Origin of the sequence: Streptomyces sp. NPDC094143 (assembly GCF_040303825.1) — a bacterium.
Taxonomy (GTDB): Bacteria; Actinomycetota; Actinomycetes; order Streptomycetales; family Streptomycetaceae; genus Streptomyces.
The window spans coordinates 67926-85248 of the sequence record NZ_JBEOTZ010000025.1 but is presented as its reverse complement, the minus strand read 5'-3'; the positions used below and the strand labels follow the sequence as shown (position 1 = coordinate 85248).

The window sequence follows — 17323 nt, the reverse complement described above, 5'->3', positions numbered from 1 at the left end:
CCTGGCGGCGATGGCGGAGCTCTCCCGGCGCATCAGCGAGCAGATGGGCGCGGCCGCCGCCCCGGAAACGCCCCGCGTCCACGGCCCCCGCGTGTCGGTCACCAGGACCTCCGGCATGGTGCGGGACGCCTCGCCCCACTCCCAGCAGGAGCACCTCGCCGACCTGGTCCGCCGCTACACCGCGAAGACGCCGACCTCCAAGCGGATCGCCCAGCGCCACCGCCGCGTCCTGGCCGACAGCCGTGCCGTCGTCGGCTTCCGCAGCGCCACGAAGGAGATGCTCTACCCGATCGCCGGCCGCCGGGCCGGCGGCGCGCGCCTGGAGGACGTCGACGGCAACGAGTACGTCGACATCACGATGGGCTTCGGTGTCCTCCTCTTCGGCCACGAGCCGGACTTCGTCACCGAGGCCGTCCGCGAGCACCTCTCCCGCGGCATCCAGCTCGGCCCCCGCAACGTCGAGACCGGCGAGGCGGCGGAACTCCTCGCCGAGCTCACCGGACTGGAGCGCGTGGCCTTCGCCAACTCCGGCACCGAGGCGAACTCGGCCGCCATCCGCCTGGCCCGGGCCGCCACCGGCCGCGACAAGATCGTCACCTTCCTCGGCGCGTACCACGGCCACGCCGACAACGTCCTGGGCCGCGCCTCGGGCAGCGGCACCGAGCAGCTCACCGTCCCGGTCTCCCGGGGCATACCGCGCAGCGCCGTCTCCGACCTGCTGGTCCTGGACTACGGCAGCGACACCGCCCTGGAGACGATCGCCCGGCACGCCGGCGACATCGCCGCGGTCGTCGTGGAGCCGGTGCAGAGCAGACACCCGTCGCTGCAGCCGGTCGAGTTCGTCCGCAAGCTGCGCGAGCTGACCCGCCGCCACGGCATCGTCCTGCTCTTCGACGAGATGCTGACCGGCTTCCGCCCCGCCCCGCGCGGCGCGCAGGAGCTGTACGGCGTCACACCCGACCTGGCGACCTACGGCAAGCTCCTCGGCGGCGGCTTCCCCATCGGCGCGATCGCGGGCCGTGCCGACATCATGGACGGCGTCGACGGCGGCTACTGGTCCTACGGCGACGACAGCTACCCGCCCGCCGACACGACCTTCTTCGGCGGCACGTACATCCAGCACCCGGTGTCGATGGTCGCGGCCCGTGCCGTCCTGGCCCACCTCAAGGAGCACAGCCCTCGTCTCCAGGAGCGGCTGAACGCGCGCACCGCGGAACTGGCCGCGACGCTCAACGGCTTCTTCGAGGCCGAGGAGTACCCGCTGCGGATGAGCCACTTCGGCTCCCAGTTCCGCTTCGAGCACCGCGCCGACATGGAGCTCCTCTACCACCACCTGATGCTGCGCGGCGTGCACGTCTGGGAGTGGCGCAACTTCTTCCTGTCCACCGCCCACTCGGACGGTGACATCGAGTTCGTGGCGGACGCCGTGCGGGAGTCGCTGCGCGAGTTGCGGTCGGCGGGGTTCTTCCCGGGCGGGAAGGCCGTCGCCCTGGGACGGGCCCCGGCCGCACCCGCGCCGACCCGCGCAGCGTCACCCGCGCCGACCCGCGCAGCGTCACCTACAGTGGCGCCTCCGGCGGCACCTCCAGTGACACCCCCAGCGGCACCCCCAGCGACATCTTCGGTGCCACCCACGGCGGAACCCGCCCCCGTGGCCTCCATGGCCTGGAACGCCGCCGCCGTGAAGACCGACCCCGGCCCGGCCCCGGCGGGCCGACCGCCCGCGCGCACCCCCGACTTCAGCGTCTACTTCTTCGGCGACTACCCGCAGGACACCCCCGCCCCCCGCCACGGCCAGTACGAACTCCTCATGGAGATCGCCCGGTTCGCCGACCGGCACGGCTTCCACGCGCTGTGGATGCCCGAGCGCCACTTCCACTCCTTCGGCGGTCTCTTCCCCAACCCGGCGGTGCTCGCCGCCGCGCTGTCCCGGGAGACCGGGCGCATCCGCCTCAACGCCGGTTCCGTCGTCCTGCCGCTCCACGATCCGATCCGGGTCGCCGAGGAGTGGTCGATGGTCGACAACCTCTCCGGCGGACGCGTGGGCATCGGCGTCGCCGGCGGCTGGAGCGCCAACGACTTCGTCTTCTTCCCCGACCGGTTCGGCCGGCACAAGGAGCTGATGTACGAACAGCTCGCGGACGTACGGAAGTTGTGGCGCGGCGAGTCCCTGCGCCGGGCCGGCGGCGACGGCCAGACCGAGGTGAAGCTCTTCCCGCGGCCGGTGCAGGACGCCCCGCCCCTGTACACCGCGGTCGTCGGCAACCCCGCCTCCTTCGAGCTCGCCGCCCGCCACGACCTGGGCATCGTCACCAACCTGATGACCCAGACAGTTCAGCAGCTCGGCGACAACATCGCGCGCTACCGGCGCACCCGTGCCCGGCACGGCCTGGACCCGGACGCCGGGCGGGTGGCCGTCCTGCTGCACACCTATCTCGCCGGAGACCACGACACCGCGCGCACGGAGGCGTACGAGCCGCTGTCCCGCTACATGCGGGCCTCCCTGTCCGTGTTCAGCGGCGTCACCAACAGCCTCGGGCACAGTATCGACCTGGCCGCCCTGAGCGAGGACGACCTGGAGGCGGTCTTCCGCCGGGCCTACGGCCGCTACTGCGACCAGCGCGCCCTGATCGGCACGGCCGACAGCGTCCGCCCCGTGGTGGACGCGGTCACGGCCGCCGGTGCCGACGAGATCGTCGCCCTCGTCGACTTCGGGGTCGACGCGGACCGGCTGCGCGAGGGACTCCCGCGCCTGGACGCGCTCCGCCGGCACTACGACCGCCGGCACCACGGCCCCGGGGACACGCCCGGCTCGCCGCCCCGGGCCCCCGCACCCGCCCGCTCCACGTCCGGCGACGCTCCCTTGACACCCGGTCAGGAACGCATCTGGTTCCTGGAGCGCCTGCTGCCCGGACGCACCGCCTACAACGAAATCAAGGCGATCCGTCTCGCCGGTCCCCTCGACGTGCCGGCCCTGCGCGCGGCCCTGCGCGGCCTCGTCGCCCGCCACGAGAGCCTGCGCACGGTCTTCGAGGACCGGGCAGGGAAGCCCCGGCAGGTCGTACGGGCCACGGCGGAGCCCGACTTCGAGGTCGTGGACGCCACCCACGCGCCCGAGGACACCCTGCGCGACGTCCTGGCGGCCGAGAGCGGCCGCCGCTTCGACCTGGCGAACGGCCCGCTGTTCGTCACCCGGCTGGTCAGGACGGCCGAGGCGGAGCACGTCCTCGTCCTGTCCCTGCACCACATCGTGATCGACGCCGCCTCGGCCACCGTCCTGGCCCGCGACCTGTCCGCGCTCTACCGGGCCGAACGCGACGGAACGCCCCCCGGCCTCCCGGCCCTCACCTGGAGTTACGCCGACCACGCCAGGGAACTGGCCGCGTCCGCGCACAGCCCGGAGACCGAGCAGGAGCTGGCGTACTGGCGCCGGACCCTCGGTGGTGAGCTGCCCGTCCTCGCGCTGCCCGCCGACCGGCCGCGCCCCGCCGTCATGACCTCCCACGGCCGGGCCGTGTTCCACACCCTCGACCCCGAACTCTCCGACCGGCTGCGTGAGATGAGCCGGGCCCGGCGCAGCACCCTCTTCATGACCCTGCTCGCCGGATACGCGGCGATGCTGCACCGGGTCACCGGCCAGACGGACCTCGTCGTGGGCACCCCGTTCTCGGACCGGCCCGAGCGGGCCGAGCACCTGCTCGGGTTCTTCGTCAACACCCTCGCCCTGCGTCTGGACCTGTCCGGCGACCCGGCGTTCGCCACCCTGCTCGACCGGGTGCGCACGGTCGCTCTCGACGCGTACGACCACGCCCGCGTGCCCTTCGAGCAGGTGGTGCGCGAACTCGCCCCGGACCGGGCGGTCGACCGGACTCCGGTGTTCCAGGCGTTCGCCGAGTTCCAGCGCGCCGAACCGTTCCGCTTCGACCTGCCCGGCATTGAGGCCACCCCGCTGGACGCCGGGCCCGACAAGTCCCTGACGGAGCTCACCGTCTACTTCACCGACCAGCCGGACGGCATCCGCTGCCATCTGGAGTACAACACCGACCTGTTCGACCGGCGCACCGTCGACCGGTTCTTCGCGACGTTCCGGGACCTCCTCGCGGCGGCGGCCGACACGCCCGAGGCACCGCTGTCACGGCTCGCCCCGGACCCCGTGGCGACCGCGGCCGAGAGCGACCCCGTACCACCGTCCTGGCGGCACGGCCCGGTCCGCCCGGTCGCGGACAGCACCGTCCACGAGCTGGTCTCCCGGCGGGCCGCCGCCCAGCCCGACAGCACCGCCGTCGTCGGCGGCGACCGCCGGCTGACCTACCGCGAACTGGACGAACAGGCCGGACGGCTGGCCGCCGCCCTGCGGGAACGGCTCGCCCCGGACGAGGAGTCGCCGGTGGCGCTGTGGCTGCCGCGCTCCGCCGGCCTCGTGGTCGCCATGCTCGCCGTACTGAAGGCGGGCCGCGCCTACGTGCCGCTCGACCCGTCTCTCGGCCGGGCCCGGGCCGAGCAGGTCATCGCCGAGTGCGGAGCCCGGGTCGTGGTGTCCACGCCGGAGGCGGCCGCCGTCCTGACGCTGCCCGGAGCGGTGACCGTACTGCCGCCCGACGCGACGCCACGCCGGACGCCGGGCAGCACTCCGCCCGCCATCGGCCCGGCCTCCGCGTGCTGCGTGCTCTACACCTCCGGCAGCACCGGCACTCCCAAGGGCGTCGTGGTGCCGCACCGCGGGATCGTCGACCTGTGCGCCTGGCAGCACCGCCGCTTCGCGCTCACCCCGGCCGACCGCAGCGCAGCCGTGTGCAGCCAGAGCTTCGACGCCTCCCTGCTGGAGATCTGGCCGGCGCTGACCGGGGGCGCGTCGGTGACGATCGCCGGGGACGACCTGCGCAGGGATCCCCTCGCCCTGGCCCGCTGGTACGCCGAGCAGGGCGTCACCTTCTCCATCCTCCCCACCGCCCTCGGCGAACAGGTCCTGCGCCTGCCCCCGGCCGACCAGCCGCCGCTGCGTCAGCTGCTGCTCGGCGGCGATGTCCTGCGCGCCCGGCCGCGGCCCGAGGCGCCGTACGAGACGGTGAACGTGTACGGGCCGACCGAGACCACCGTGCTGTGCACCACGCAGACGGTCGACCCGGTCCCGGAGCCCGACGCGCCCATCCCGATCGGACGCCCCGTCGACAACGTGACGCTGAGCGTCCTCGACGTCTCCGGCCGCCCGGTGCCGGTGGGAACCGTGGGGGAGTTGCACGTCGGCGGCCCCGGTGTGGCCCTCGGCTACCTGCACCGCCCCGGGCTGACGGCCGAGCGCTTCACGCCGGACCCGGACGGCGCCCCCGACGCCCGCAGGTACCGCACCGGCGACCTGGTCCGCTGGACCGCTCAGGGGGCGCTGGAGTTCCGGGGCCGGGTCGACGACCAGGTGAAGATCCGGGGCTTCCGGGTCGAACCGGAGGAGGTCTCCCACGTCCTCAACTCCCTGGACGCCGTGCGGGAGGCGGCCGTCCTGGCCCGCCGCAACGACCACGGCGAGGCCTACCTCGCGGCCTACGCGGTGCCCGCCGACCCGGTCGGAGCGGCGGCCGACGGCCGGCAGGCGTGCGCCGACCTGCTGGCCGGGGAACTGGCGGCCCGTCTGCCGGAGTACCTGGTGCCGCGCGCCTGGCGGATCCTGCCCGCCATGCCGGTGACCGGCAACGGCAAGCTGGACCGCTCCGCGCTGCCGGCACCCGACCTCGTCTCCACGGCCCCGGCGCCCGCCCCTGCTCCCGTCACCACCGGTGAGCCGCCGGCCGGTCACCCGGCGGACGTCGAACGGCGCCTGCGGTCGCTGTGGGCGGCCGAGTTCGGCATCGACGCCGACGCCCTCACGGCGGACGCGTCCTTCTTCGACCTGGGCGGTCACTCGATCACCGCGATGCGGCTGGTCAACCAGGTCCGGGAGGAGTTCGGCACCGAGTATCCGATGCTGAGCTTCTACCAGGAGCCCACCCTGCGGGCCATGACGGCCCACCTGACCACGGCGGCCGCGGCGGCGGCGCCGGATGATGCGGCACCCGAGCCCGGCGACGTCCCCGGTGCGGTCGAGCGCCGGGCACCCGCCACCCTCCAGCAGGCGCGCTTCGCCACGGTGCACGCCGACCACCGACTGCCCCAGGTCTTCAACGTCGCCCTGCGGATCACCCTCACCGGCGCCCTGGACGTACCGGCCCTGCGCACCGCCCTGACCCGGCTCGTCGAGCGGCACGAGGGACTGCGCACCCGCCTCGCGGCGGTCGCTGACGGCTGGGAGCAGCAGGTTCTGCGGCCGGGCCCCGTGCACCTGCCCCTGGAGGACCTCACCGCACGGCCCGCACCCGAACGACGGGCCGCCCTCGACCGGGCGAGCGCGGAGGCCACCGAGACACCCGTCGACCCCACCCGCGGGACGCCGATGCGCCTGCGCCTCCTGCGCACCGGCGACGACAGCTGGGTCCTGCTTCTGGTCCTGCACCACTCCGCCTGCGACGGCTGGTCCGTCAGCCTGCTGCTGAAGGAACTCGCCGCCCTCTACGGCTCCGCCCGGCAGGGCGAGCCCGACCCGCTGCCGGAGGTGGAGTGCCAGCCCGTGGCATACGCCCGCTGGCAGCGGGAGCGGGCCGACGAGGCGGCCGAGGAGCGAAAGGTGCAGTTCTGGCTGCGTGAACTCGACTCGGTGCCGTTCACCGTCGGGCTGCCCCTGGACCGTCCCAGGCCCGACACCCCGAGCGGCCGGGGCGGAGCCGTGCCCTTCACCGTGCCGGCCGAGGTGCGGGCCGCCGTCGAGCGACTGGCGCGCGGGCGGGGCACGACACCGTTCGTGGTCACGGCGGCGGCCCTGGGCCGGCTGCTGGCCCGCAAGTCCGGACAGGCCGACGTCGTGTTCAACGTCTCCTACGCCAACCGCGAGCGCCGCGCGTTCGAGTCCCTGCTGGCCTGCACGATCACCGGGTTCGCCCTGCCCGTGCGGGACGGGGCCGCCGGTCCGTTCACCGCCCTGACGGACCGGCTGGCCCGCACGGCGGTGGAGTGCATGGACCACGCCCTGCCGGTGCGCCGGATCGCCCCCGCCCTGAGGGAGCGCACCGGCACCGAGGTGCCGGACCGGCTCGACGTCGGCTTCGCCTACCAGAGCTCCCTGGACGCCGAGGTCGAACTGCCCGGCCTGACCACGGCCGTGGAGGATCTCGCCCCTGCCGCCGCCCGCACGGAACTGACCTTCGGCCTCGTCCCGGCAGGCGACGAACTGCGAGGCTTCGTGGAGTACTCGTCCGACCTGTGGGACCGCGCCACGATCGAGGGCTGGACCCGCGACTACGTCGGCCTCCTGCGTGAGGAGACCGACGGGGCACCGGAGGACTGACCCCGCCGCGCCGCCGCCCGGAGGTGCGCCGACACCGGCGCACCTCCACCACGGCATGGTTCAAGCCATTGACAGGTCCGGACCAAAGCGCAACTCTGAGAGCGCTCTCAAAAACTCCTGGAACGCCCCACTCGTCGAATGGAGACAGAGCGTGCTACGGACACTCGGACACCGGGTCAGAGCCATGGGCCTCGCCCTGGCGGCGACCCTCACCGGCTCCCTGCTCATGGCCGGAACAGGCACACCGGCCCACGCCGCGGTCCCCGCGACCATCCCCTTCAAGATCACCAACAACTCGGCCCGCGGCGAGCAGGTGTACATCTACAACCTCGGAACGGACCTGGCGACCGGACGCCAGGGCTGGGCCGACGCCAACGGCACCTTCCACCCCTGGCCCGCGGGCGGAAACCCCCCGACGCCCGCCCCCGACGCCTCCATCCCCGGCCCGGCCGCGGGACAGTCGACCACCATCCGCCTCCCCAAGTTCTCCGGCCGGGTGTACTTCTCCTACGGCCAGAAACTGGTCTTCAAGCTCACCACCGGCGGCCTCGTCCAGCCCGCCGTGCAGAACCCGACCGACCCCAACCGCAACATCCTGTTCAACTGGTCGGAGTACACGCTCAACGACTCCGGGCTGTGGATCAACAGCACCCAGGTCGACATGTTCTCCGTGCCGTACGCGGTCGGGGTGCAGCGCTCCGACGGCACCACCGCGACCACCGGCCGGCTGAAGCCCGGCGGCTACAACGGCTTCTTCAACGCCCTGAGGGGGCAGCCCGGAGGCTGGGCCAACCTGATCCAGACCCGCTCCGACGGCACCGTCCTGCGTGCCCTGTCGCCGCTGTACGGCCTGGAGACCGGCGCGCTGCCCGCCAACGTCATGGACGACTACATCAACCGTGTCTGGCAGAAGTACTCCACCTCCACGCTGACGGTCACCCCCTTCGCCGACCAGCCGGGCACCAAGTACTACGGCCGCGTCTCCGGCGGTGTCATGAACTTCACCAACAGCGCCGACGCCGTCGTCACCAGCTTCCAGAAGCCTGACGCGTCCTCCGTCTTCGGCTGCCACCGGCTGCTCGACGCGCCCAACGACCAGGTGCGCGGACCGATCTCCCGGACCCTGTGCGCCGGCTTCAACCGATCCACGCTCCTGACCAACCCCAACCAGCCGGACACCAGCTCCGCCGCCTTCTACCAGGACAACGTCACCAACCACTACGCCCGCAAGATCCACGCCCAGATGGCCGACGGCAAGGCCTACGCGTTCGCCTTCGACGACGTGGGCCACCACGAGTCCCTCGTCCACGACGGCAACCCGCGCCAGGCCTACCTCACCCTCGACCCCCTCAACTGACGTCCCGTTCCTGCAGTGCCCTCGCCGCAGGCGCAGCCGGCCATCTGCCGTGCGCTGCGGCGGGGGCATCGAGGGTGTCAGGGACACGCGGGGGCGCAACCGGGGGACCGGCCCGCCAAGTCGTCGGAACTCCGAGGTCGCACGGGAAGGCTTACGGGGCAACCGCACAGGGAGCAGCCGTACGACCAGGGAGCGTCCACGCCATGGGAACTGCCGTCCACGTCCCCCAGACCCGGGACATGATCGGGGAGGAGCTCTCCGGAGACGAGGCGTTCACCGCGTTGCGCCACTACGGGGGACTGCGGCTGCTGATCGACTCCTTCGCCCGGTTCCGTTACGCCGACGGGTTCACCAACGCACGGGCCCTCGCCTTCCAGGTGGTCCTCGGACTGGTGCCCTGCACGGTGGCGCTCGTCGGACTCGCCACGTCCGCGCACACCGAGGGCGTGGGCCGGGTCGTCGAGCTCACCCTCGGCCGGATCGTGCCGGGCGCCAGCGCGGAGATCGTCCAGGACGCCTTCGACGGGACGCGGCGCACCGCACACGGCGACGTCTGGGGCACCGTGGCGCTCTGCCTCGGCCTGGGCTTCGCCCTGCTGAACCTCGCCTCGGCGATGGGCCAGATCGAACGCGGCGCCAACCGCATCTACGGCATCGAGCGCGACCGGCCCTTCCCGCGCAAGTACGGGCGGGCGATCCTGCTCGCGCTCGCCGCCGGTCTGCCCCTGGGCCTCGGCTTCGTCGTGCTCGTCGCCGGCGAGGCCGTGGGCGACGCGGTGGCGGACACCGCCGGCTGGGAGGACAGCGCCCTGCCGTGGTGGGGCGTGCTCGACATCCCCGTGGGACTCGCGCTCGCCTGGATCGCCTCCGCCGTGATCTTCCGCTGGTCACCCCGCCGCGTCCAGCCCGGCTACACCTGGCTGGCCTTCGGCTCGGCCGTGCACCTGCTGCTGTGGGTGTCGGCGACCTGGCTGCTCGCGTTCTACGTCGAGGAGAGCGGTGCCTTCGGCGCCGTGTACGGGCCGCTCACCGCGTTCATCGCGCTGCTGCTGTGGGCCAATCTCACCGCCGTCGCCCTCTTTCTGGGCATCGCCTTCGCCGCCCAGCTGGAAGCGGCCCGCGCCGGCATCACCTCAGCCGTCCGGCCGGATCCCGGGCCGGGCAGGTGAGGGGAGGACGGACGCGGGCCGCTCGCCTGGACCCCGGCCCTCAGCGGCCGGCCGCCGCGGTCACCGTCGCGGGATCCACGCCGGTCAGCTCGACGACGCGGTGCGGGGGCACACCGGCGGCCAGCGCCCGTCCGATCAGACCGTCCCGGCCGTCCGCGCAGTCGCGGTAGGCCAGCAGCTCCTCCTCGATCCCGGCGAGCGACTCCGGCGCCATCCGGTGACGCACCCGGCTCAGCTCCTCGTCGCTCAGCGGCACGGGCAGCCGCTCCGCCTCCTCGGGCACGGCCGCCGTCTCCTCCGGCGGCAGCAGGCGCAGCTGCGGGGAGGTCGGCGCGCTGCCGTGGGCGTCCAGCCAGGCACGCACCGCGGGCGTCTCCATGCACGCGACATCACCGACGGCGGCGGGGGCCACCCCGAGCGGCACGGACGGGTCGTCCAGCAGGAACAGGTAGGCGTCGTCGGTCATCCTCGGCTCCTTCCAACGGGATGTGATCGACGTCCCCTTACCCCGCCGCGCCCGGATTACCGCCCGGTTCACACGGCTGCGACCGTGACACCGATGGCGATGAACAGCCAGCCGGTGCCCAGCTCCCACCGGTGCCGGATCCGCGGCCTGGCCAGCACCGCACGCAGCCGCGCGGCGACGCCCACGAGCGCGAACCAGTACCCGACGCCGATCACGATGTCCAGGACGCCCAGCAGGAAGATCTGGCGCGCCACGGAGGCGTCGCCGTCGACGAACTGGGGGAGCACGCTCAGGAAGAACAGCGCTGCCTTGGGATTGAGCACGTTGGTGAGAAACCCCTGCGTGAAAGCCGCCCGTCGGCGCCCCGGCCCCGACCCGTCCGCCGGAGCCGCAGCGGACGCCGGCTCCGCCGGACCGGGCGCACGGGTGTGCTCCCGTGCGGCCCGGCGGGCCGCCAGCACGGCCCGTACACCGAGGAAAACGAGATAGGCCGCACCCAGCAGCCGGATCCCGTCGAACACCAGCGGCGAGCGCGTGGCCACCACCGACAGCCCGGCGGCAGCGGCCAGCATGTGCACACACAGCCCGGTCTGGGCGCCCAGGGCCGCGGCCCTGCCCTTCGAGGGATCCTCCGCCGCCGATCTGACGACGACGAGGAAATCGGGCCCGGGCACCACATAGGCGACCAGCACCACACCGAGGAAACCGACCAGGTCGACCGTCATCCGAAGCCTCCGCTCGCCGCCCGTGAGGTGACGGCCGGGTCGAGTACCCCCATCTTGGACGGGCAGCATGGACATGCCGTTGCCGAACGACAGGCCCGGCCCGCGCTCCCGGAACCGGCCTCGCCCGCGGGCTTGTACGGTCGGCGCATGACGGACACCAGACGTTTCGAGGGGTACGGGGTACTGGTCACCGGTGGGGCCCGCGGCATCGGCGCCGCCACCGCGCGGCGGCTGGCACGGGAGGGAGCGCGGGTCCTGGTGGCCGACCGGGACCCGGCGGCGGCGACCCGGACCGCGCGGGCACTGGGCGAGGCGGGGCTGCACGCCGAGGGGATCGCGTGCGACGTGGCCGACCGGGAGGCGGTCGAGGCCGCCGTCACCCACGCCGTGGACGCGTTCGGCTCGCTCGACGTGCTGGTCAACTGCGCCGCCCACTGCTCGCCCGACGCGCCCCTCTTCGAGGACGGACCGGACGAGTCGTGGGCCCGCGACCTGGACGTCACCCTGACCGGCGCCTACCGCTGCTGCCGTGCCGCACTGCCGCACCTGGCCGCCTCAGGCCGCGGCGCGATCGTCTCCATCGGCTCGGTCAACGGCCTGCAGGACTTCGGCAACCACGCCTACAGCGCGGCCAAGGCAGGCCTGGGCTCCCTCACCCGCACGCTCGCGGGGCACGCCGCCGGCCGTGGCGTCCGTGTCAACCTGGTCGCGCCGGGCACGGTGCGCACCAGCGCCTGGGAGGGCCGCGACGAGGACCTGGAGGCGGTGCGCGGGCTGTACCCGCTGGGCCGGGTCGGCGAGCCGGAGGACATCGCGGCGGCGGTCGCCTTCCTCGCCTCGTCCGACGCGTCCTGGATCACCGGCACCACCCTGGTCGTCGACGGCGGCCTCACCGCCGTCAGCACCGGATTCCACCAGGCGCTCCGGCCCGAGCGATGAGTCCGGGCGGGGGATCGGGTGCTGGGCGCCGGAACGCCCCTCTTCAGTGGCGGCGCGTCCCGCACCCTGGTGCAGCGGAGCGTCGTCCCGACGACCACGGCGACGCATCTGACCTACGACGTCCTGTGACGGGAGAGCACGCCACCGTGCAAGGGCCCGGCCCGGCGGCGGAGGCTCCCTATGGCCGTCTGGGCGGATCGCGCAGGATGTCCGTGGTGATGTCCGCCAGCGGCTTGCCGGTGCGGAAAGCCTCGGCACGCATCAGGGCCAGCGCGTCCTCCTGGCTGATCCCCTGCCGCGCCACCAGGGCGCCGACGGCACGCGCCGTGTCGAACCAGTGGGCACGGACGACGTCCTGCGGTTCCCAGGCCGGTGCCCGCGATCCGGTGAGGAGCATCTCGCGGGTCGTCATGAGGGCGGCCGTCACCGCGTCGGCCACGCCGGAGGCCTGCTCCAGCGCCTCCTCGTCGAGCGCGTGGGGCCGGAGCGCCAGCAGGTCGACCGTGCCGAGGACGTAGTCGCCGAAGAAGAGGGGCAGGGCGTACACGGACACGACCCGGGGCAGTCTCTCGCGCAGGGTCGCGCCGAACAGGGGCCACGGCGTGACGTCGTGGCGCAGGTCGTGCACCGCCACGGGCTCACCGCTGCGCGCGGCGCTGATGCAGGGTCCTTCCAGCAGGGTGAACTGGATGTCCTCCAGCGTGAGCGCGGCGTCGTCCGACGCGGCGAGCAGTTGCCGGGAAGGGGTGTCCGTGAGCAGCGCGAGGGTGGCTCCGTCCATGCCGAGCCCCTCGCACACGGCCTCGCACACCCGTCGCGGCACCTCTTCGGCGGGCGCGTTCGCCGCGGATTCGACGACCATCCGTGCCGCCTTGTCCGCGGCGGTCATCCGGCCTCCCCGTACGCCGGGAACCGCTCGTGTTCATGAAAGACCATGCGGGCGAGGTACCCAGCCCGGCCGGGGCGATGCCGCCGGACCACGGCTCGGGGTGCCGGGGCGGACCGCCGCCGAGCGCCTGGGCACCGCCCGGGCCCGCCACAGGGCGGCGGGCTCGCGACTCCTCGACCTCGGGTGACCACCGCACAAGGTGCCGTCGGCGCACCCCTGGGGCAGGGCCCGGAGTGCTCAGGGGTCGATGCCCACCGACGGCACGCGGCTCCGCTTCCTCTCCGGGCGAGCCGTCAGCGCCGACCAGTGCAGCCCGCCGGGCCGGGGGTTCACCCGCCTGGCATGCGGCTCGGGCTGTGGGACGGCTCGTAGAAGCAGCCGGTCCCGTGCTCGAACTCGACAGCCCGCGCGCTCACCCCCACGGCCGTGTGCGACGCGCTCGCCGGCCACCGCGTGTCGGCGCTCCTGCTGCTGACCGGCTTCCCGGAGCCGGCGGTGCCGATCGTCGGGGCCGTCCGCGCGGACCGGCGCAGCGAGCAGTTCGAGACGTCGGGCGGCGGCCCGCAGCTGCGCAGGGCCATACTCGACCGCTCCGCTTCGGCGCAGTACACCCTGGCCTCCTTCCTCGACGACCGGATCGGCGGCAACGGGTCGAAGAAGGCGGTCAACGCCCTGCGCGTTGATGGAGGGCAGCTCGTGGAGTACCACGAGCTGCTGTACCTCTACCGAGCCACTACCCTGTGACCCCGTTCCCGTCCTCGGGCGATGCGTCCGCCGGCGGTCCGTGCGGTCCGTCCGCGACCGGAACCCGGCGGGCACCGGACCGGCGGCGCCTGCTCGGCGAGTTCGGTCAGGCGGGTGCCGTGCGGACCCCAGGAGCCGCTCCGCGACCTCCTCGTCCACGGCCAGGGCATCGCCCTCGCCCGGACCCGCGCTATGCCCCCGGCAGCAGCCCGCGACGCCGCCGAGCGGGCGTGGGCCATCGCGCTTCCCGCCCCGGCCGTGGCCCCTGCCGAAGGCCCGGCGGAATCCGGTTGCGGCGGGGTCGGCGCATCCGGTGACGATGTGCGCATGAACAGTGCGACAGATGACGTCAGCCAGGCGATCGCGGCCGAACTGCGGCTCGTCGACCCCCGGGTGAGGGCCGCGCGATCCCAGGCGGCGGAACTGCTGGACCCCGAGTTCGTCGAGGTCGGTGCCTCCGGCCGGCGGTGGACCAGGGAGCAACTGCTCGCCGCGTTGCCGGACAGCGGGCGGCTCGGACGAGGGCCCCCGCTACCGGCCGTCGGAGATCAGGGGCGTGGCCCTCGCCCCCGGGCTGGTGCACCTCACGTACGAGACGCTGCTCGACGGCGGACGGGCGCGCCGCAGCTCGCTCTGGCGCAAGCCGGGTGACGGCACGGGCTGGCGGTTGTACTACCACCAGGCCACTCCCGTCCCGCCCGAGAGCGACTAGCGAAGGTGCCGCCCGGACCGGCCGCCGCCCGGTGCCCGGCACGCCCGAACCGGTGGTTCGTACCCCCGACGGCGTAACGAGCACCCCGCACGCCGGGCGGCGCCACCGAGCCCCGTCGGAGACTCGGCGTGAGGAGCGGCCGGCACCCGACGGCCTCCACCACCGGAAAGCACCGGCCCGGGAGTGATCATGTCGCGTACCACCCCGCCGCGCGTCAGCGTGATCATTCCCGCGTACAACTCCATGCCGGAGCTGACCACGTGCGTCACCTCCGCCATGGAACAGACCCTCGGCCCGGACCGGACCGAGATCATCGCGATCGACGACGGCTCCACCGACGGCACTGCGGACGAACTGGACCGGCTCGCCCGCACCTGCTCCAACCTGCGCGTGGTCCACCAGGCCAACAGCAAAGGAGCCGGAGCCCCGCGCAACACCGGCCTCGACCTGGCCACCGGCGACTTCGTCTTCTTCCTCGACTCCGACGACTACCTGGGCCCCGACGCCCTGCGCCGCATGGTCGCGATGGCGGACGAGAACCGCACCGACGTCGTCCTCGGCAAGATGGTGTCCGTCGGCGGACGGGCCGTACCGACGGCCGTCTTCTCGCACAACCAGCCCCGCACCGACGTCTTCTCCTCCCTCGCCTACCGCACCCTGGGCTGCTGGAAGCTGTTCCGGCGCTCCCTGATCGAGCGGCTGGGGCTGCGCTTCCCGCCGTACCGCAACTGCGAGGACAAGCCGTTCACCGCCGCGGCCTACCTCAACGCCGACGGCATCTCCGTGGTCGCCGACTACGACTGCTACTACTCGCGCGACCGCGGCAACGGCAACAACCTCACCCGCACCGCCGCCGGCCTCGTCCACCGCATGGACGGCACCCGGCTGTGCTTCGAGACGGTCGCCCGCTACGTGGAACCCGGCCCGCGCCGGGACCAGATCATGCGCCGCCACGTCGAGTGGGAACTGTGCGGCCCCCTGCGCGCCCTGCTGCCCCGGGAGGACGAGCGGGAGGCGCGGGAGCGGTTCTACCCGCAGTTCCGGGAGTGGGCCGTGCGCTACGTGACCGACGGCGTGTTCCAGCGGATCGCCCCGCCCGACCGGCTGATCGTCCACCTCCTGCGCGCCGACCGGTACGAGGACCTCATGACCGTGGCCCGGCACGCCGAGGAGGACGAGACGCGCGGCCACGTCGTCGACAAGGGACGCGTCTACTGGCTCCATCCCTTCTTCCGGGACCCCGCGAAGGCGGTACCGGACGCCTGCTTCGACGTCACGGACAGGCTGCCGGTCCACCACGAACTGACCGAAGCGGCATGGACGGGCGCCGGCGGCCGACTCCGCCTGTCGGGCCACGCCCGCATCGAGTCCCTCGGCCCGCTGGAGCCCACCACCCGCCTGATCCTGCGCCCGCGCGGCGGCCCACACCCCGACCTCCGCCTGCCCGTGATCGTCGGCGCCGTCCCGCACCGGCTCGACGCGCGGCCGGGCGAAAACGCGGAGCCGCCAGGCGACTTCACCGCCGTCCTGGACCTCGGCACCGTGGACGCCGGCGCCCCGCTTGGCGAGGGCGTCTGGGACCTGCACCTGGAGGTGCGCGCCGACGGGGTCGCCCGGACCGTCAGGCTCCGGCAGGCCCGGACGGACGGCGACGGCCGCCGGGCGGAACCGCCCCCGCGAGAGCTGCCGGCCGCCTCCCGGCACGGGCGGGACCCCGTCACCGCGCGGCCCTTCTTCACCCCGCACGGCAACCTCTCCGTGGAGATCCGGCCCACGCCCGTCGAACCGCCCTGCCGCGTGACCCAGGTCGCCTGGGACCCGACCGCCCCCGGCACGCTCGTCGTCGGCGGACGCCTGACTGCCGAAGCCGCCCGCAACCCCGAGGCCATGACGCTACGAGCGGAGGACGGCACCGGACGGGTGCGGGAGACGCCCCTGCGCCTCGCCCCGGCCGACGGCCACACCGTCTTCACCGCCCGGCTTCCGGTCAGGGAACTGCCCCCGGGACGCTGGACATTGACCCTCACAACCGGAACAGCGCACGGCGCGGACGACCCGAGCGGCCGGATTCCCGTCCCGCCCACGCCAACCCTCACCGGTACACACTGGTTCCGCGCCTCCCGGCTCGGCCGCCCCTACTACGCCAAACCCCTGCCGCACGCCGCACAAGGCGCCCTGGTGCTGCGCGTGGCGCCGGTCAGGCCGGCGGCCGCCCTGCGCCGGCGTGTCCGAGGGCTCCTGAACTGACCTTCCCCCGGCCGGGCACGGTGGTTCATTGCGCGAATTGACGGATTCAGCTCGCTCGCCGCTGGGCAGTGAGCACCGTGAATGTCATGAGCACGACTGCCCTTCCCCCACAAGGAGGTCGATCATGCACGTGCGCACGCTGACCGGCGGCCTGGCCGCCGCCTGTCTGATCACCCTGTCCCTGACGGGCGGCCAGGCCGCGGCCGCTTCCCCCGGCCAGGCCGCGGCGCCCCTCGCCGCCCGGGTCCTGACCTACGACGCCGCCGGCGCCGCGGAGTTCAAGGCCGCCGTCGACCGGGGCGCGGCGATCTGGAACGCGAGTGTCGACTCCGTCGAACTGCGGCCCGTAGCCGCCGGACAACGCGCGAACATCCGGGTCCTGGCGGACAACGGCTGGCCGCGCGCCCTGCCCACCACCCTGGGCAACGGCACGGTCTACATCGGGCGCCAAGCCGTGAACCAGGGCTACGACACGATCCGGATCTCGTCCCACGAACTCGGCCACATCCTGGGCCTGCCCGACCGCAAGCCGGGACCGTGCTCCAGCCTGATGTCCGGCTCCAGCGCGGGGACTTCGTGCACGAACCCGTATCCGAACGCGGCGGAGAAGGCGGAGGTCGAAGGCAACTTCAGCGGCGCCCTCGCCGGGCGGTCCCCGGCCCTCCGCGCCGAGCTCGTCGTGGACTGACGCGCACCGCTGCCCACC

Annotated in this window: 10 protein-coding genes and 2 pseudogenes; 9 read left to right on the top strand and 3 right to left on the bottom strand. The window is 73.6% G+C overall.

The window, feature by feature from the left end:
- The first annotated feature begins 10 nt into the window (after positions 1 to 10).
- From ABTZ58_RS27780 to ABTZ58_RS27770, 3 genes are all read left to right on the top strand, one after another.
- Positions 11 to 7369, top strand: coding sequence for a non-ribosomal peptide synthetase (locus ABTZ58_RS27780; protein WP_351362313.1), 7359 nt, complete (start codon positions 11 to 13; stop codon positions 7367 to 7369).
- A gap of 151 nt (positions 7370 to 7520) precedes the next feature.
- A complete protein-coding gene (locus ABTZ58_RS27775) occupies positions 7521 to 8726 on the top strand; it encodes a glycoside hydrolase family 64 protein (RefSeq protein ID WP_351362174.1) in 1206 nt (401 codons plus the stop codon).
- Positions 8727 to 8929: 203 nt separating this feature from the next.
- Complete coding sequence (locus ABTZ58_RS27770) at positions 8930 to 9895, top strand: YihY/virulence factor BrkB family protein (protein WP_351362171.1); 966 nt, start codon at positions 8930 to 8932, stop codon at positions 9893 to 9895.
- A 40-nt stretch (positions 9896 to 9935) separates the two neighbouring features.
- Here ABTZ58_RS27770 and ABTZ58_RS27765 read toward each other — a convergent pair whose 3' ends face one another.
- Both ABTZ58_RS27765 and ABTZ58_RS27760 read right to left on the bottom strand, forming a co-directional pair.
- Positions 9936 to 10361, bottom strand: coding sequence for a DUF6003 family protein (locus tag ABTZ58_RS27765; protein WP_351362168.1), 426 nt, complete (start codon positions 10359 to 10361; stop codon positions 9936 to 9938).
- 68 nt (positions 10362 to 10429) lie between these two features.
- Entirely contained in the window at positions 10430 to 11086 is a 657-nt protein-coding gene (locus tag ABTZ58_RS27760; protein WP_351362165.1) for a LysE family translocator, read from the bottom strand.
- Positions 11087 to 11233: 147 nt separating this feature from the next.
- On the opposite strand from ABTZ58_RS27760, the gene ABTZ58_RS27755 reads away from it, so the two are divergent.
- Both ABTZ58_RS27755 and ABTZ58_RS40270 read left to right on the top strand, forming a co-directional pair.
- Positions 11234 to 12025, top strand: coding sequence for an SDR family NAD(P)-dependent oxidoreductase (locus ABTZ58_RS27755; RefSeq protein WP_351362162.1), 792 nt, complete (start codon positions 11234 to 11236; stop codon positions 12023 to 12025).
- An 18-nt stretch (positions 12026 to 12043) separates the two neighbouring features.
- Positions 12044 to 12154, top strand: a pseudogene (locus tag ABTZ58_RS40270) (dihydrofolate reductase family protein); the annotation flags it as partial.
- Between the two features lie 49 nt (positions 12155 to 12203).
- On the opposite strand, the gene ABTZ58_RS27750 reads toward ABTZ58_RS40270, so the two are convergent.
- On the bottom strand, positions 12204 to 12914 hold the full coding sequence (locus ABTZ58_RS27750) for a GAF and ANTAR domain-containing protein (protein ID WP_351362159.1): 711 nt from the start codon (positions 12912 to 12914) through the stop codon (positions 12204 to 12206).
- Positions 12915 to 13340: 426 nt separating this feature from the next.
- On the opposite strand from ABTZ58_RS27750, the gene ABTZ58_RS40265 reads away from it, so the two are divergent.
- The 4 genes and pseudogenes from ABTZ58_RS40265 (at position 13341) to ABTZ58_RS27730 (ending at position 17305) form a co-directional block, all read left to right on the top strand.
- A complete protein-coding gene (locus tag ABTZ58_RS40265; RefSeq protein WP_502996135.1) occupies positions 13341 to 13658 on the top strand; it encodes a hypothetical protein in 318 nt (105 codons plus the stop codon).
- 327 nt (positions 13659 to 13985) lie between these two features.
- A pseudogene (locus tag ABTZ58_RS27740) lies at positions 13986 to 14370 on the top strand (nuclear transport factor 2 family protein).
- A gap of 189 nt (positions 14371 to 14559) precedes the next feature.
- On the top strand, positions 14560 to 16617 hold the full coding sequence (locus tag ABTZ58_RS27735) for a glycosyltransferase (RefSeq protein ID WP_351362156.1): 2058 nt from the start codon (positions 14560 to 14562) through the stop codon (positions 16615 to 16617).
- Positions 16618 to 16741: 124 nt separating this feature from the next.
- Complete coding sequence (locus tag ABTZ58_RS27730) at positions 16742 to 17305, top strand: snapalysin family zinc-dependent metalloprotease (protein ID WP_351362154.1); 564 nt, start codon at positions 16742 to 16744, stop codon at positions 17303 to 17305.
- Positions 17306 to 17323: the final 18 nt, after the last annotated feature.